This window comes from Curvibacter delicatus NBRC 14919, from assembly GCF_001592265.1.
Lineage (GTDB): Bacteria > Pseudomonadota > Gammaproteobacteria > Burkholderiales > Burkholderiaceae_C > Hylemonella > Hylemonella delicata.
On sequence record NZ_BCWP01000023.1, the window covers coordinates 1 to 15,110 of the forward strand.

Genomic DNA, 15,110 nt, shown 5'->3' on the forward strand with positions numbered 1-15,110 from the left:
CCTTAAGCTCTGTCTGGCTATTTCCAAGACAAAGACATGAGCGACAAAAGTACCGAGCTGATCCACCATCCCTACCTGCCGCCAGAAGGTTTTGCCGCGCCGCAGCCGGGCGTGTTCAAGGCGTCGACGGTGATCTTTCCCAACGTGGCGGCGATGCGCAGCCGGGAGTGGAAAGACAAGACCGGCTACACCTATGGCCTGCATGGCACACCCACCACCTACCTGCTGGAGGAGCGCCTGTGTGCGCTGGAAGGTGGTACGCAATGTGTGCTGGTGCCCAGCGGCTTGGCGGCAATTGCCAATGTCGCTCTGGCGCTGCTCAAGCAGGGCGATGAACTGCTGATTCCCGATAACGCCTACGGCCCCAACAAGGCGCTGGCCGAGGGCGAACTCAAGGACTGGGGCATCACGCATCAGTTCTATGACCCGATGGACCTGCAGGACCTGGCGCGCCGCATCAGCCGCAGGACCAAACTGGTCTGGCTGGAAGCGGCTGGCTCGGTCACGCTGGAGTTTCCCGATCTGCGCGAACAGGTGCGTGTCTGCCGGAATGCGAATGGTGGGGCCGGCGTGCTGACGGCGCTGGACAACACCTGGGGCGCCGGCCTGGCCTTCAACCCGTTCGAGTTGGGCGATGGCCTGGGGGTCGATATCTCCGCCCACGCCCTGACCAAATACCCGAGCGGCGGTGGTGATGTGCTGATGGGCAGCGTGATCACGCGCAACGAGGCGCTGCACATCCGCATCAAGCTCACCCATATGCGGCTCGGCCTGGGCGTGGGGGCCAACGACGTGGAAGCGGTGCTGCGCTCATTGCCCAGCCTGCCGCTGCGCTACTGCGCCCACGACCAGACGGCACGCGCCCTGGCCCGCTGGTGCCAGACGCGGCCCGAATTCGCCCAAGTGCTGCACCCGGCGCTGCCCGACTCGCCCGGCCATGCCCAGTGGCTGGCACTGTGCGGTGACGAGGCAGGCCGCGCGGCGGGCCTGTTCAGCGTGCTGTTTGATGCCCGATACAGCCAGGCGCAGGTCGACGCTTTTTGCGACGCATTGCGCCTGTTCAAGCTCGGGTACAGCTGGGGCGGCCCGATGAGTCTGGTGGTGCCTTACGAGCTGGCCAGCATGCGCCAGGCCTGGCCGGCGCATCTGGCGCCAGGTCATCTGGTGCGTTTTTCGGTCGGACTGGAAGCCGCGACTGCATTGCAGGCCGACCTGGTGCAGGCGCTGGCCGTCTTGGACTGATCGATAACCCTCTGCGGGTTGGTGTTTTCCTGAGTAGCCAAGTCATCGGGTGCTGGGTAGCCTAACAGGCATGACCGAGATCAATTCCTTGCCCGAAGCCGCCGACCTGCCGGTCAATCCCGTCCCTTATGTGCCGCCGCCGCCCGAAGGGCCCAGGCGCCAGATCGCGGTGCTTGGGTTTGCGGAGCCGTTCCGTTGGCTGGCGCGTGGCGCTCAGGACCTGTGGGCCGCCAAGGGAATTGCCCTGTTCTACGGAATCTGCTTCTGGGCCATGGCCATGCTGCTGCAGGCGGTCTTCTTTCGCCTGCCCGAGTACACCATGTCCATCGCTTCGGGCTGCCTGCTGGTCGGCCCCTTCCTGGCCATGGGTTTGTACGACGTCAGCCGTCGGCGTGAGCGGGGCGAGAAGCCCGACATTGTCTATTCCCTGACCTGCTGGGACTCGCACCTCGGCAGCATGGCCATGCTGGTGCTGGTGCTCATCGTTCTGGAACTGCTCTGGGGACGGGCCTCCCTGGTGGTGTTTGCCGTTTTCTTCAACACCGGCATGCCCTCAACGGCTGGCGTGCTGCAGGCCGTCTTCAGCCCAGAGAACTGGGAGTTCGTGATGGTGTACATGGTGGTGGGCGGCGTGTTTGCCGGCCTGGTTTTCGCCACGTCGGTGGTGTCCATCCCCATGATCCTGGACCGCGACACTGACGCCATCTCAGCCTCGATCACCAGCCTGCAGGTCTTCTTCAACAACCTGCCGGTGCTGCTGCTGTGGGGGGCACTGATCAGTGGGCTGGTGCTTGTGGCGCTGATTCCCTGGGGCCTGGGCCTGCTGCTGGTGGGACCTTGGCTCGGACATGCGACCTGGCACGCCTACCGGGGGGCGGTGCGCTGGGAGGCTTGAGGGCCTAGGGCGGCGGACTTTCATGGTGCCTCCATTGAAGGAGGACAAGGCAGATATTGCATCTTGAGCTTGTCTATCGCGCGATTTCGGTGCATCCTGAGGCTGTCGATTTTGAAGGGGTCCCATCATGAGTGATTTGCTCTTCGATCAGTTTCTGCTTCCGTTCTTCGTCCGGTTTTTCTTCGTGTTCAGCCTGATCGGCTTGGCGACGGGGGCTGGGCTGGTTTTCTTTCCCGGGCGCATGCGTGAGGTATTTGAACAGGGGAATCGCTGGCTATCGGTACGGCGCCACATGAAGTGGCTGGAAGTACCGTACGACATCGACACGGCCCTGTACCGCTTCGCGCGCCAGTTGGGGGGCGTTCTGATTGCACTTGCGGTGTACTCGACGTTTGTCCTGGCCACGCAAGTCAATGCCGCTGGCTTGGTGTCTGCCATGGGGGCTGACAAGACGGGCGACCCCATGCTGGCGCTGATCGTCGCTGACACGGTACGCTGGTCGCTTGTCGCGGGGGGCGTATTGGGCATCGTCGTCATGCTTCTGGTGCTTTTTTCTCCGAACCTGATGGGAGGCATAGAGAAACCCGCGGACCGGTGGTACTCCACCCGGAACTGGCTTCGTGGACTCGATCAGATGCGCATGGGCTTTGACACCTGGGTTCAAGGACATCCCCGCGCCATGGGCAGCCTGATGCTGCTGGGATCTCTGGTGGTGAGCCTCCATTTCGGCATCAGATGGTTTGTCCAGGGCTGAAACAACGCGGGATGGTTTGTGAAATGTTAGAGTCTCGCCATTAACTTGAGGGCACTCATACTTTGGCTACACCCAACTACGGATACGAAAAGCGTCAGAAAGAACTCGCCAAAAAGCGAAAGAAGGAAGAAAAACTCAAGAACAAGGCCGAGCGCAAGCTGGGCGGCGGTTCTGAGGATGGTGCGGAGCAGTCCGATGGCCAGCTGTCCGAGCCAGATACGCCGTCGCCGGACCAGCCCGCGCAACCCTGACGCACCGGCCTTGGCCATGCCTGTGGCCAAGGGCTGTCAAGTCCGCCCGCTGCTGGGCCGCGGGCAGCTTTCAAACAATCCCGACACGACATTCGCGCACTGCGCATTCTGATGGTGCCGCATCAGGAGCACAACACGGTCAGTCGTCCGGTCCATACAGGTAGTCGTGCTTGTTCAGCGGAACACCGTTGTGCCTCAAGATGGCATATGCCGTGGTGATGTGAAAAAACAGATTGGGCAAGGCCCACTGCTGCAGATAGTCCTCGCCGCATAACGTCCTGGTTTGGCCAAGACCGGCTGGCATGGTGATGTCCTGATCCGCCATGCCATCCAGTCCGTCTGGCGGCAGGGTGGATAACCAGCTCAAGGTCTGATCAATGCGGGTCTGCAACTGCTCCAGGGCCGTTTCGTCATTGGGGTACTTGGGAGGTTCCAGGCCCTGCATGCGGTGGCCCCAGATCTTGACCACATCACAGGCCACCGTGACCTGCCGTGAGAAAGGCAGCATGTCCGGCGCCAACCGGGCCTGCATCAGAACCTGCGGGGCGTAGCCGCGCGCCTTGGCATCGTTGATGCCTTTTTGCACGATGTGCCGCAGATTGCCCAAGGCCTTGCGGAATACCGGCAGGCTGGCCGAGGACAGCCTCATGCGGCAACCAAAGCCTGCTGCTGGACGGCCAGCTCATCGGCCAGCACCCGCATCGCTTGCACCGATCGGTCCCGTGGGCTGATGGCAAAGGCCTGGGCATACTGCTTGAAGTTGCGTTGCATCGACTGCAAATACACCGGGTCATAGTGATTCAGCAACAGGTCGCGCACCACCGGTTCAATCTGGCCGGCACGAACCTGGGCTTTCCAGCCCTCAACGACCTGCTTGCCGCGCAATTGGGTCAGCGCATCGAGCCGTTCGCAAAAGGCTTCACGGTCGCGCACGAAGAAGTCGTAGTCTTCCAGCAGCAGTGCCACCCGTTGGTCATCGGGCAGCAACAGGTTGAGGCATTGGCCGGCGCGCATGGCGTCGATCAGGGCCGCCGGCACCGCCACATTGCCGACTTTCTTGCTTTCACTTTCCACGAACACCGGGCGTGCCGGGTCAAGCCGGCGCAGCGCATGCCAGATGCGGGTGTCAAAGTGCTTTTGCGACGGCTGCGGCACGCCCGGGATGGCACCCAGGACGGAGCTACGGTGGTTCGCCAGCGCTTCCAGGTCCAGCACCTGGGCACCGGCCTGTTCCAATGCCTGCAGCAGCCGTGTCTTGCCGGAGCCGGTGGTGCCGCAGATCACGCGCCAGTCGAATTTCGGCGCCAGGCGCGGAATGTCTTCCAGCAGCGCGTTGCGGAAGGCCTTGTAGCCGCCCTCAAGCAGGGTGATGCGAAAGCCGATCTGGCTCAGCACCAGCGAGAGCGAGCCGCTGCGCTTGCCGCCGCGCCAGCAGTAGGCCAGCGGTTTCCAGCTTTTGGGCTTGTCCAGCACTTCGCGCTCGATGTGATTGGCAATGTTGCGCGCTGCCATGGCTGCACCACGCTTGCTGGCTTCGAAGGCGTTGACCTGCTTGTACATCGTGCCCACCAGCTTGCGCTCTTCGTTGTTGAGCGTGGGCCAGTTGACGGCGCCCGGCAGATGGTCTTCGGCGTATTCGTCTTCGCTGCGGGCGTCGATGAGGGTATCGAACTCGTCGAGCCGGCGCAGTGCCTCTTCGGCGGAGATGGTGGTCAAACTCATGAAATCAGTTTCTTCAGTTCCGGCCAGACGTTGTCCAGCAGGATGGGTTGCGCTTGCTCGTTCGGGTGGATGCGGTCCGCCTGGAACAGCCGCGCGGCATCCGGTACATCTCCCACGCCCTTGAGCAGGAAAGGCACCAGCAGCGCCTTGTGCGTGCGAGCCACGTTGCGGTACAGCGCAGAAAAGCGGTTGGCGTAATCCTGGCCGTAGTTGGGCGGCATCTGCATGCCCAGCAGCAGTACCCGGGCGCCAGCTTTCTGTGCCGCCTGTGTCATCCAAGCCAGATTGTCCTCGGTATTGGCCAGAGCCAGACCGCGCAAGGCATCATTGCCGCCGAGTTCGATCACCACGATGCCGGGACGGTGCTGTGCCAGCAGGGCCGGCAGGCGAGATCGGCCGCCAAAGGTGGTGTCGCCGCTGATGCTGGCATTGACGACAGTGAACGGCTTCTTCTCGCGTGTCAGCCGCTGTTCCATCTGGGCCACCCAGCCGCTGCCGCGCTTGAGGCCATATTCGGCACTGAGTGAGTCACCCAGCACCAGCACGGTGCGTGAGGTGGGTTCCGCCGCCTGGCAAAACCCTGTAGCAGCGGCCAGCAGGCCGATCGCGATAAAGTAGCGTCGAAACAAAGAAAGCCTCATGTCTGAATCCATCATCTCCGTGGAGCATGTGTACAAGTCGGTCACCGACTCCACCGGCACCCTCGACATTTTGCGCGATATCGACTTCCGCGTGCCGGCACAGCAGACGGTGGCCATTGTCGGCGCCTCCGGCTCGGGCAAGAGCACGCTGCTGTCCATCATTGCCGGGCTGGACACGCCGTCGCGCGGCACGGTGCGCCTGGCCGGTCAGGACCTGTTCGCGCTGGATGAGGACGCGCGTGCCGCGCTGCGGGCGCACAAGCTGGGTTTCGTGTTCCAGAGCTTCCAGCTTCTGGGTCATCTGACCGCACTGGAGAACGTGATGTTGCCACTGGAGTTGGCCGGTCGCCGCGATGCGCGCCAGGCGGCGGCCGACATGCTGGCCCGTGTCGGGCTGGCGCAGCGCCTGGGCCATTACCCCAAGGTGCTGTCCGGTGGCGAGCAGCAGCGCGTCGCGCTGGCTCGCGCTTTTGTCGTGCAGCCGGCGGTTCTGCTGGCTGATGAGCCGACTGGCAGCCTGGACTTTGCCACCGGGGAGAAAGTGATGGAGTTGATGTTCGAACTCAACCGCGAGCAGGGCACCACGCTGCTGCTGGTGACGCATGACGCCGGCATTGCGCGGCGTTGCGAGCGGCGCATCACCATCGAGGCCGGACGCATGGCCGCAGACGCGGCATAAGGACACCGCAGGACAAGGGGGATAATCCATCCCCATGTCCTCGCCCAAAGTCCTGTTCGGCTTCCACGCCGTGGGTGTCCGTCTGAAGACGGCACCGAAATCCATCATCGAAATCTATTACGAGACGACGCGGCGCGATGCGCGCATGCGTCAGTTCCTCGAGAAAGCCCAGGAAGCCGGGGTACGCCTGATCGAGGCGGATGGCCTGCGTCTGGCCAAGCTGGCCGGCAGCCATGGCCACCAGGGGGTGGCTGCACGGGTGGAGCCGGTGGCCCAGGTCCATTCGCTGGATGACCTGCTGGACAGCCTGACCGAGCCGCCGCTGTTGCTGGTGCTCGACGGTGTGACCGATCCGCACAACCTGGGTGCCTGCCTGCGGGTGGCCGACGGCGCCGGGGCCCATGCCGTGATCGCCCCCAAGGACCATGCGGTGGGCATCAATGCCACAGTGGCCAAGGTGGCCAGTGGTGCGGCTGAGACCGTGCCGTACTTCATGGTGACCAACCTGGCGCGGACCCTGAACGAACTCAAGGAGCGCAACATCTGGTGCATCGGTACCAGTGACGATGCACCCAAGACCCTGTACCAGGTGGACCTGAAGGGGCCGGTGGCGCTGGTGCTGGGCGCCGAAGGGCAGGGCATGCGGCAACTCACGCGCAAGACCTGCGATGAGCTGATCAGCATTCCGATGAAGGGTGGTGTGGAGAGCCTGAATGTGTCGGTGGCCAGCGGCGTGTGCCTGTACGAGGCGCTGCGCCAGCGCGGCTGAGACCCGCGAAGGATACCGGCGCGTCAGGCCTGCGTGTTGAGCAGGCGGCCGGTGGTTTCGCCCTGGCTGTTCAGCGTGGTTTGGGTGTCGCTGCGCGGCGCCCCCTTGCCTTCGAGACTGCGAACCTCGTTCTGCGCCTGAGCCGCTTGCTGGCGCGCGCTTTCGGTTTGCGCTTCCAGCGATTGCACCTGAGCCTGAGCCTGTGCCGCCTCGCGCCGCGCCTGCTGCAGTTTGGCCTGGTACAGGCTCAGCTGCGCACTGGGCAGGCCGCTGGAGGTGGGGGCAAGGCCAAACACGGAAACTCCCGATTCACGCCGTGGTGTTGATGATGCGGCCCGTGGTCTGGCCTTGGGTGTTCACCACCGGTTGTGCGTTGCGCCGAGCTTCCTCCTGTGCCCGCTCGGCCGCTTTCTGCTGCTCGGCACGGTATTCCTGTGCGCGGACCTCCTCAGCCTGACGCGCCTTGGGCGGCGGCGGGGTGCTGATGGCTTGGGTGGCGGAGGAAACGGCCATGCGGGACTCCTGAAACTCCAACGATGTTGCTTTTGACTCTAGGGCGGCGGAGCGGCCCTGTCAATGGTGGCTTTGTAACCGGATCCAGTGGCATGATGAGCCGATACCGCCGTTTTCTGAGCTCAATGTTGCCTACCCAGTCTCGCGCTACCGCCCCCGACCGTCGCAAACTGCTCAAGCTGGCGGCTGCCGCGGCCGGCACCTTGTGGCTACCCCGTAGCGCCTGGAGCCAGCCGCGCTGGCCGCGCGATCCCTTTGCGCTGGGCGTGGCCAGCGGTTCGCCGGCGCACGATTCGGTGGTGCTGTGGACGCGCCTGTTGCCGGGTGAACCCTTGCATGGCCCGGTCACGCTGCGCTGGGAAGTGGCGCATGACGAGGGTTTCAGCCGGCTGGCCCGCAGTGGCCAGGTGCAGGCACTGCCGGAGCTGGCCCATGCGGTACACGCCGAAGTCACGGGGCTGGCGCCGGACCGCTGGTATTTCTACCGGTTCATGGCCGGTGATGCCGTCAGCCCCACAGGCCGGACACGAACTTTCCCGGCCCCTGACGCCAACCCCGGCCGGCTGCGGCTGGGTTATGCCTCCTGCCAACGCTGGGAGCATGGTTTCTACAGCGCTTGGCACCACATGCGCGCCGAGGACCTGGACGCCGTGCTGTTCCTGGGCGACTACATCTACGAGTACCCGGGGGCTGTCAATGCCGTGCGTTCCGTGACAGGAGGCTGGGTGCTGACGCTGGATGACTACCGCCAGCGTTATGCCTTGCACAAGAGCGACGCCAATCTGCAGGCCATGCATGCGGTATGTCCTTGGCTCGTGACCTGGGATGATCATGAGGTGCAGAACGATTACGCGGGCCTGCAAGAGGGCAATGGTGTTCTCGGCATGGGTACGGTGCCGGACTTCGCGGCCCGCCGTGCAGCGGCCTACCAGGCCTATTACGAGCACATGCCGCTCAGGGCTTCGGTGCTGACGCAGGCGCTGGCCGGGCTGGCGAGAGGGGCTGAGATGCGCATCTACCGGCAGGTGCCGTTTGGCCGGCTGGCCTCCCTTTATTTGCTCGACGCACGGCAGTACCGCGATCGCCAGCCCTGCCTGAAAGACGGCAAACCAGGCGGCAGCCTGGTCGATCCGGCGCACTGCGCCGACTGGGGCGATCCGCAGCGCAGCTACCTGGGGCGTGAACAAGAGCTGTGGCTCAATGACGCACTGGCCCGTTCCGGCGGCCGCTGGAACGTGATCGGGCAGCAGACGCTGTTGGGCATGCGCGACGCACGTCCTGGGCCGGGACAACGCCTGTGGAACGATGGCTGGGACGGTTATGCGGCTGCCCGTACCCGCTTGACCGATACGTTACGCCACAAGCATGTGGCCAACCCGGTGGTGTTGGGCGGTGATGTGCACGAGAACTGGGTCGGCCACATCAAGGCGGACTACGCCGACGCCGCCAGTCCGAGTGTGGGTGTGGAGTTCTGCGGCACCAGCATTACTTCGCGCGCGGGCGGCGTGGCCCAGGTGGCCGAACGCCTGGCTGAGAATCCGCATTTCGTTTTTGCCGATGCGCAGTACCGCGGCTACGGCGTGGTGGAATTCACACCGGCCCAACTCAGCACCACACTGCGCGCCGTGGAGGATGTAACCAACCCGGCCTCAGGCGTCAAAACCCTTGCGCGTTTTGCCGTGGCGTCCGGGCGCCCGGTGATCGAGCGTGCTTAGGGCTCAGAGACCGAGCCAGAGGATGAGCTTTTTTTCCTGCTCGTCGGACGGCGCGACAAAGCCTTTGTAGCCCGAGGCGGCCAGGGCCCGGCGGCCAGGCTCGGTCTGGTCAAGCCCCAGCAGGGCATCACGCAGCACATTGGCAACAGAGGGGTCGAGTCGGGGGGAGGCAATCCACTGCTTGATGGGCATGGGGCGCGATTCGGCGCAGGTCTTGCCCCCTTTGTCTTTCCATGCCTTGATCACGCTGCCGGAGGCGGTGGCGCCATAGGCCGCAAAGCCGTTTTCGACATAGAAGGGCACGGCATCCTGGTAGCGCGTGGTCTGCAGTTTCACGTCGCTTGGTTTCAGCCTGTGCTCGGCCAGCATGGCGCGCGTCATGACGGCCGTGATGGAGTCTGGATCCGGTGTGACGAAAGCCTTGCCGCTCACCATGGCCCAGTCCTGGATCGGCTGCGGCTCCTTGCACAGCAGGGAAACCTTGTACTCGGTATAGCCGCTGGTCCAGGCCACGGCCTTGAAGCCGTTGCCCTTGATGGCTTCGAAGGCGATGTGGGAGGGGTGGATGAACGCCAGGTCCAGCTGACCTTTCTTCAGGGCGTCGCGCAGACCGTTGTAGCTGCTGATGACCTGCACCTTGACGGGCTGACGGGTCGCAGTACCCAGTACCTTGGCAATGGCGTCAAAGCGGGCTTCGATTTCGTTGTCGGTGGCGCGATAGGTCACGCCCTCCGTAACCCCAATGACCAGGGCCTGGGCTGAAATCAAAGCGCCACAGGCCAGAACTGCTGCAACGATACGCGCAAACAACTTCATCACGAACTCCCCAGAATCAAGAGGTTTGGAAACGCAAGATGGTTTGCAGGACAGTGTAGCTTCAGAAGTTCCGGGCCCCCACAGACGCAGGCGCATGCGGGCTTCGGAGATGTAACCAGCTTCGGCAAAGCGGATGCGACCCTGCGCCTCCAGCGCGATGAAGGCGGAGGTCAGGCCAGAGCCGCCGCCCGCACATGGCAGGGCGCCCGTCTTACCTCAGGATCTCGAGCAGGCGGTCGAGACCGCCGCTGTTGATGGCAACCATGGCCTGTTCGCGCACCTTGGGTTTGGCATGGTAGGCCACCGAGAGGCCGGCTTCGCCCATCATGGGCAGGTCGTTCGCGCCATCGCCCATGGCAATGGCCTGCTGCGGGCTGATGCCCATCTGCTCGCAGGTCTGCAGCAGCATGCGGCGCTTTTCAGCGCCGTCGCAGATGTCGCCCCAGGACTGGTCGACCAGGCGGCCGGTCAGCATGCCGCAGTTCGGGCCGCTCTCGATCTCCAGGACGTTGGAGCGGGTGAAATCGATGCCCAACCGGTCGCGCACGCGGTCGGTGAAAAAGGTGAAGCCGCCGCTGACCAGCAGCACCTTCATGCCGACGGCCTTGCAGGCAGCAATCAGCTCGGCTGCGCCGGGGTTGAGCTGCAGACGCTCGCGGTACACCGACTCCATGTCGGCCACCGTCACACCCTTGAGCAAGGCAACACGGCGGCGCAGGCTTTCCTTGAAGTCGCTTATCTCGCCGCGCATGGCGGCTTCGGTGATGGCCGCCACTTCGGTCTTGCGGCCGACGGTATCGGCAATTTCATCCACACATTCGATGTTGATGAGAGTGGAGTCCATGTCGAAGGCGATCAGCTTGAAGTCCTGGAGCTTCAGCGGAGGCGTGAAGCCCCGGACCGTGAGGCCGGAAGCGAATTCGGTGGCAGGGGTCATGGTGGTAATAAGTCAGGGTTGGTTGGGAGGGATGAGTCGGTTGAGGATCTGCATTTGACGACGTGTGTCGCTACCCACAAGATCCTGCAGGGACTGCTGGTCGCTGGAGGTGGTGAACCCGGCGGCCGAGAGCTTGCTGTGCAGTTCTTCGGTGCTGATGCCGGCTACCTGGGCCAGCACCGGCAAGGGCGCGCGCGCCAGTGCCTGCACAGGGCCGACGAACGGCGGTTTGGACGTCTTGGTGGCCGGGATAAAGCTCAGGACCAGCAGGGCCACGAAAGCCAGAATGACCCAGCGGCCGGTGGCCGTGAGGAAATAACGTTTGAACGCTGTCAGGTTGAGCAAGACATGCAGGCACACGCCAGCCAGCATGGCCCAGCTCAGCCATTCGTGGGCAAGCTTGTTCAGTCCGGTGTCGAGATGGAAGAACATCAGCACGCCGGTGACAGCGGACAGCAGGAAGGCGCCGATGACGAGCGGCGTGATCCAGGGGCGATGCGGGTTGAGGTTCATGAGTGGTGTCCTTCAAGGGTTGATAGCCGTCTTAGTGTCTCGAAGGCAGTTGAAGAAAACCATGGTTTGCATGAACGGTGGGTAAAGCAGATGCGCTGGGGGCATGGGGCTTGATCTGGCGCAAACTCAGGCTGCTTGTTTGTCCGCGAGCGGCTGGCCCAGGGATCGCAGCACGTCGCGCACCAGGTGCGCACGTGATTTCGGGTCGGGCAGCTCGCGCTCGATGCGCAGCTTTTCGTTGCCGGCCAGTTTGATGTGGCGGTTCTTCTGGATCAGTTCGATCACGCGCATGCCGTCGATTGGCGCATCCTTCCGGAAGGTGATGGTGATCAGGTGCGGTGCGGCATCGACCTTGACCACGCCATAGGGCTTGGCAATCACGCGCAGGCGGTGCACGTCGATTAGCGTCTGCGTCTGGGCAGGCAGTTTGCCGAAACGGTCGACGATTTCCTCCATCAGGGCATCAATCTGCTCGGTGGTCTTGGCGGTGGCCAGCTTCTTGTAGAAACTCAGGCGCATGTGCACGTCGCCGCAGTAGTCGTCGGGCAGCAGGGCCGGCGCATGCAGGTTGATGTCGGTGGTGGCGCTCATCGGCGCCAGCAAATCGGGCTCCTTGCCGTCCTTCAGGCTGCGCACGGCCTCGCTCAGCATCTCGTTGTAGAGCTGGAATCCCACTTCCAGCATGTTGCCGCTCTGGTTTTCGCCCAGCACCTCGCCAGCGCCGCGGATTTCCAGGTCGTGCATGGCGAGGTAGAAGCCGGAGCCGAGTTCCTCCATCTGCTGGATCGCGTCCAGTCGCTGCGCCGCCTGCTTGGTCAGGCCATCCTTGTCGGGCACCATCAGGTAGGCATAGGCCTGGTGGTGGCTGCGGCCGACACGACCGCGCAGCTGGTGCAGCTGTGCCAGGCCGAACTTGTCGGCACGGCTCATGACGATGGTGTTGGCTGTCGGCACGTCGATGCCGGTCTCAATGATGGTGGAGCACAGCAGCAGGTTGTAGCGCTGGGCCACGAAGTCGCGCATCACGGCCTCCAGCTGGCGCTCGGGCATCTGGCCGTGTGCCACGGCAATGCGTGCTTCCGGCAGCAATTCTTCCAGCTTGGCGCGGCGGTTTTCGATCGTTTCCACCTCGTTGTGCAGGAAGTAGACCTGGCCGCCGCGCTTCAATTCGCGCAGCACGGCCTCGCGGATGACGCCATTGCCTTCGGTCCGCACAAAGGTCTTGATGGCCAGGCGCCGCTGCGGTGCGGTCGCGATCACACTCAGGTCGCGCAGCCCCTCCAGTGCCATGCCCAGCGTGCGCGGGATGGGGGTGGCGGTTAGCGTCAGCACATCCACCTCGGCGCGCAGTGCCTTCATGGCTTCCTTGTGACGCACGCCAAAGCGGTGCTCCTCGTCGATGATGAGCAGGCCCAGGTTCTTGAAATGCGTGTCGGGGCTCAGCAGCTTGTGGGTGCCGACGACGATGTCGATGGTGCCGTCGGCGATGCCCTTCATGGCGGCCGTGATTTCCTTGGCCGAACGAAAACGGCTCATCTCCGCCACCTTCACCGGCCATTTGCTGAAGCGGTCTGCCAGCGTCTGGTAGTGCTGTTCAGCCAGCAGCGTGGTCGGCGCCAGGAAGGCCACCTGCCGCCCGCCGGTGACGGCGATGAAGGCGGCGCGCAGCGCCACCTCGGTCTTGCCGAAGCCGACGTCGCCGCATACGAGCCGGTCCATCGGGCGCGGCGAAATCATGTCCTGGATCACCGCGTGGATGGCGGCGCGCTGATCGGCTGTTTCTTCGAAGCCGAAATCGTTGGCGAACACCTCGTAGTCCTTGGCCGAGAAGCGGAACGGGTGGCCTTCGCGCGCGGCACGGCGGGCGTAGATGTTGAGCAGCTCGGCTGCGGCGTCGCGGATCTGCTCGGCCGCGCGGCGCTTGGCCTTTTCCCACTGGCCGGAGCCCAGCCGGTGCAGCGGCGCCTCGTCGGCGCTGACGCCGGTGTAGCGGCTGATCAACTGCAGCTGGCTGACCGGCACGTAGAGCACGGCCTTGTCGGCGTATTCGAGGTGCAGGAACTCCTGCATCTCGGGTGTGCCATCGTCCTGCAATTGGCCCACGCTCATGTTGACCAGGCCACGGTAGCGGCCGATGCCGTGCGCAGAATGCACCACCGGGTCGCCCACATTGAGTTCGGACAGGTCCTTGATCAGCGCCTCGACGTCGCTGACCTGTTCCTGCTTCTTGCGCCGGCGCGTGGTGGGGCCGGCGGCGAACAGCTCGGTCTCGGTGATGAAGTCCAGCCCTTCATCGAGCCAGCCAAAGCCGCTGGTCAGGGCCGCGGTGGCGATGCCGACCTTTTCCTCGCTGGCCAGGAATTCCTGCAGTGAATCGAAGGCTGGCGGAATCAGGCTGCTGGCGCGCAGGAAGTCGAGCAGGCTTTCGCGCCGGCCGTCGCTTTCAGCCAGCAGCAGCACGCGGTGCTGCGTGTTGCGGATGTGCGCTTTCAGGCGGGCCAAGGGGTCTTCGGCGCCGCGCACCACCGCCAGTTCCTCCAGTTTCTGGAAGGTCGCGTCCCAGGCGTGACCCTCGCCGTCGGGCTGTTCGCCGGTGCGCAAGGCCAACTGGGCATGGCTGTTGGCCTGGGCGTAGAACTGCTCGGCATTGAGGAACAGGGTTTCGGGCGGCAGGGCAGGGCGGTCCGGGTCGCCCTGGGCCAGGCGAAAGCGCTCCTTGGCATCCTGCGAGAAACGCTGGAAGGCCGGTTCCAGATCGCCATGCAACACCACGGTGGCGTCCGCACCCAGGTAGTCGAACACCGTGGCCGTCTGTTCGAAGAACAGCGGCAGGTAGTACTCGATGCCGGCAGAGGCCACGCCGTTGCCGATGTCCTTGTAGATGCGGCTCTTGGTCGGGTCGCCTTCGAGCAGCTCGCGCCAACGCTGGCGAAACAGCTTGCGCGCGGCGTCGTCCATCGGGAATTCGCGTCCGGGCAGCAGGCGCACTTCCGGCACCGGGTAGAGGCTGCGCTGGCTGTCAGGGTCGAAGGTGCGGATGGAGTCGACCTCGTTGTCGAACAGGTCTACCCGGTAAGGCACGGCTGAGCCCATGGGAAAGAGGTCGATCAGGCCGCCGCGCACCGCGTATTCGCCGGGGCTGACCACCTGGGTCACATGGTTGTAGCCTGCCAGCGTCAGCTGGGCCTTGAGCTGCGCTTCATCGAGTGTCTGCTTGACCTTGAACTCGAAGGTGTAGGCGGCCAGAAAGCTCGGCGGCGCCAGCCGGTACAGCGCGGTGGTGGCCGGGATGACGACCACGTCCGCCGTCTCGTGGCTGTCACCGGAGCGTTTGCCGTGGTTGTACAGGCGCCAGAGCGTGGCCAGGCGTTCGCTGATCAGGTCCTGATGTGGCGAAAAGGTATCGTAGGGCAGGGTTTCCCAGTCCGGAAACAGCGCACAACGCAGATCGGGTGCGAAGAAGGCGATTTCCTCAATCAGGCGCTGCGCGTCGGTGGCGTCGGCCGTGACAAGGGCCATGAGCCTGCCGGCGGTTTTTTCGCGTCGTCCCAGCGAGGCCAGCAGCAAGGCGTCGGCCGAGCCTGCCGGGCGGGTCAGGGTAAAGCGTTTGCCGGTCTGGAGTTTGGGCAGGTCCATCAGGGATACAAATAGAAAACACCCCCC

General features: G+C 64.0%; 16 protein-coding genes. 7 read left to right on the forward strand and 9 right to left on the reverse strand.

Annotated elements, in window-relative coordinates:
• Positions 1–36 precede the first annotated feature (36 nt).
• From CDE01S_RS11620 to CDE01S_RS18200, 4 genes are all read left to right on the forward strand, one after another.
• On the forward strand, positions 37–1,242 hold the full coding sequence (locus tag CDE01S_RS11620; RefSeq protein ID WP_066707435.1) for a PLP-dependent transferase: 1,206 nt from the start codon (positions 37–39) through the stop codon (positions 1,240–1,242).
• Between the two features lie 70 nt (positions 1,243–1,312).
• The gene (locus tag CDE01S_RS11625; protein ID WP_066707438.1) at positions 1,313–2,137 is read left to right on the forward strand and encodes a DUF2189 domain-containing protein; all 825 of its coding nucleotides are present in this window, start codon (positions 1,313–1,315) and stop codon (positions 2,135–2,137) included.
• 127 nt (positions 2,138–2,264) lie between these two features.
• Entirely contained in the window at positions 2,265–2,891 is a 627-nt protein-coding gene (locus CDE01S_RS11630) for a hypothetical protein (RefSeq protein ID WP_066707440.1), read from the forward strand.
• Between the two features lie 62 nt (positions 2,892–2,953).
• Positions 2,954–3,142: a hypothetical protein gene (locus tag CDE01S_RS18200; RefSeq protein WP_084382857.1), complete on the forward strand. Its 189-nt coding sequence runs from the start codon at positions 2,954–2,956 to the stop codon at positions 3,140–3,142.
• Between the two features lie 139 nt (positions 3,143–3,281).
• Here the strand turns inward: CDE01S_RS18200 and CDE01S_RS11640 are convergent, their stop codons facing one another.
• From CDE01S_RS11640 to CDE01S_RS11650, 3 genes are read right to left on the reverse strand one after another with little or no spacing between them, the layout of a single operon-like run.
• The gene (locus CDE01S_RS11640) at positions 3,282–3,791 is read right to left on the reverse strand and encodes a DUF1993 domain-containing protein (RefSeq protein WP_066707444.1); all 510 of its coding nucleotides are present in this window, start codon (positions 3,789–3,791) and stop codon (positions 3,282–3,284) included.
• Positions 3,788–4,864: a tRNA 2-selenouridine(34) synthase MnmH gene (gene mnmH / locus CDE01S_RS11645; RefSeq protein ID WP_066707446.1), complete on the reverse strand. Its 1,077-nt coding sequence runs from the start codon at positions 4,862–4,864 to the stop codon at positions 3,788–3,790. The genes CDE01S_RS11640 and mnmH overlap by 4 nt, the downstream gene beginning before the upstream one ends.
• Positions 4,861–5,505, reverse strand: coding sequence for an arylesterase (locus CDE01S_RS11650; RefSeq protein WP_066707448.1), 645 nt, complete (start codon positions 5,503–5,505; stop codon positions 4,861–4,863). Before CDE01S_RS11650 ends, mnmH begins: the two co-directional genes overlap by 4 nt.
• Between CDE01S_RS11650 and CDE01S_RS11655 the strand changes: the two genes are divergently transcribed.
• Together CDE01S_RS11655 and rlmB are read left to right on the forward strand one after the other, a co-directional pair.
• Positions 5,504–6,184, forward strand: coding sequence for an ABC transporter ATP-binding protein (locus CDE01S_RS11655; protein WP_066707450.1), 681 nt, complete (start codon positions 5,504–5,506; stop codon positions 6,182–6,184). The genes CDE01S_RS11650 and CDE01S_RS11655 overlap by 2 nt on opposite strands.
• Before the next feature lie 34 nt (positions 6,185–6,218).
• Complete coding sequence (rlmB, locus tag CDE01S_RS11660; RefSeq protein WP_066707452.1) at positions 6,219–6,953, forward strand: 23S rRNA (guanosine(2251)-2'-O)-methyltransferase RlmB; 735 nt, start codon at positions 6,219–6,221, stop codon at positions 6,951–6,953.
• 23 nt (positions 6,954–6,976) lie between these two features.
• On the opposite strand, the gene CDE01S_RS11665 is transcribed toward rlmB, so the two are convergent.
• Entirely contained in the window at positions 6,977–7,249 is a 273-nt protein-coding gene (locus CDE01S_RS11665) for a hypothetical protein (protein WP_066707462.1), read from the reverse strand.
• 13 nt (positions 7,250–7,262) lie between these two features.
• Entirely contained in the window at positions 7,263–7,466 is a 204-nt protein-coding gene (locus CDE01S_RS11670) for a hypothetical protein (RefSeq protein ID WP_066707464.1), read from the reverse strand.
• Positions 7,467–7,591: 125 nt separating this feature from the next.
• Here CDE01S_RS11670 and CDE01S_RS11675 point away from each other — a divergent pair, with 125 nt between their 5' ends.
• Complete coding sequence (locus CDE01S_RS11675) at positions 7,592–9,181, forward strand: alkaline phosphatase D family protein (RefSeq protein ID WP_066707467.1); 1,590 nt, start codon at positions 7,592–7,594, stop codon at positions 9,179–9,181.
• A 3-nt stretch (positions 9,182–9,184) separates the two neighbouring features.
• Here the strand turns inward: CDE01S_RS11675 and CDE01S_RS11680 are convergent, their stop codons facing one another.
• The 4 genes from CDE01S_RS11680 to mfd all read right to left on the reverse strand — a co-directional run bounded on the left by CDE01S_RS11680 (position 9,185) and on the right by mfd (position 15,083).
• Positions 9,185–9,997, reverse strand: coding sequence for a phosphate/phosphite/phosphonate ABC transporter substrate-binding protein (locus tag CDE01S_RS11680; protein WP_066707470.1), 813 nt, complete (start codon positions 9,995–9,997; stop codon positions 9,185–9,187).
• A 211-nt stretch (positions 9,998–10,208) separates the two neighbouring features.
• The gene (serB, locus tag CDE01S_RS11685) at positions 10,209–10,934 is read right to left on the reverse strand and encodes a phosphoserine phosphatase SerB (RefSeq protein WP_066707472.1); all 726 of its coding nucleotides are present in this window, start codon (positions 10,932–10,934) and stop codon (positions 10,209–10,211) included.
• A 12-nt stretch (positions 10,935–10,946) separates the two neighbouring features.
• The gene (locus CDE01S_RS11690) at positions 10,947–11,447 is read right to left on the reverse strand and encodes a DUF4405 domain-containing protein (RefSeq protein ID WP_066707475.1); all 501 of its coding nucleotides are present in this window, start codon (positions 11,445–11,447) and stop codon (positions 10,947–10,949) included.
• 126 nt (positions 11,448–11,573) lie between these two features.
• Positions 11,574–15,083: a transcription-repair coupling factor gene (gene mfd / locus CDE01S_RS11695; RefSeq protein ID WP_066707478.1), complete on the reverse strand. Its 3,510-nt coding sequence runs from the start codon at positions 15,081–15,083 to the stop codon at positions 11,574–11,576.
• Between the last annotated feature and the right edge of the window lie 27 nt (positions 15,084–15,110).

Bases quoted from the DNA above. Each gene is read 5' to 3' on its own strand.
- CDE01S_RS11620 (WP_066707435.1), top strand. From the start codon at position 37: ATGAGCGACAAAAGTACCGAGCTGATCCACCATCCCTACCTGCCGCCA.
- CDE01S_RS11680 (WP_066707470.1), bottom strand. From the start codon at position 9,997: ATGAAGTTGTTTGCGCGTATCGTTGCAGCAGTTCTGGCCTGTGGCGCT.
- mfd (WP_066707478.1), bottom strand. From the start codon at position 15,083: ATGGACCTGCCCAAACTCCAGACCGGCAAACGCTTTACCCTGACCCGC.
- CDE01S_RS11630 (WP_066707440.1), top strand. From the start codon at position 2,265: ATGAGTGATTTGCTCTTCGATCAGTTTCTGCTTCCGTTCTTCGTCCGG.
- CDE01S_RS11650 (WP_066707448.1), bottom strand. From the start codon at position 5,505: ATGAGGCTTTCTTTGTTTCGACGCTACTTTATCGCGATCGGCCTGCTG.
- CDE01S_RS11640 (WP_066707444.1), bottom strand. From the start codon at position 3,791: ATGAGGCTGTCCTCGGCCAGCCTGCCGGTATTCCGCAAGGCCTTGGGC.
- CDE01S_RS11625 (WP_066707438.1), top strand. From the start codon at position 1,313: ATGACCGAGATCAATTCCTTGCCCGAAGCCGCCGACCTGCCGGTCAAT.
- CDE01S_RS11670 (WP_066707464.1), bottom strand. From the start codon at position 7,466: ATGGCCGTTTCCTCCGCCACCCAAGCCATCAGCACCCCGCCGCCGCCC.
- CDE01S_RS11655 (WP_066707450.1), top strand. From the start codon at position 5,504: ATGTCTGAATCCATCATCTCCGTGGAGCATGTGTACAAGTCGGTCACC.
- rlmB (WP_066707452.1), top strand. From the start codon at position 6,219: ATGTCCTCGCCCAAAGTCCTGTTCGGCTTCCACGCCGTGGGTGTCCGT.
- CDE01S_RS11690 (WP_066707475.1), bottom strand. From the start codon at position 11,447: ATGAACCTCAACCCGCATCGCCCCTGGATCACGCCGCTCGTCATCGGC.
- serB (WP_066707472.1), bottom strand. From the start codon at position 10,934: ATGACCCCTGCCACCGAATTCGCTTCCGGCCTCACGGTCCGGGGCTTC.
- mnmH (WP_066707446.1), bottom strand. From the start codon at position 4,864: ATGAGTTTGACCACCATCTCCGCCGAAGAGGCACTGCGCCGGCTCGAC.
- CDE01S_RS11675 (WP_066707467.1), top strand. From the start codon at position 7,592: ATGTTGCCTACCCAGTCTCGCGCTACCGCCCCCGACCGTCGCAAACTG.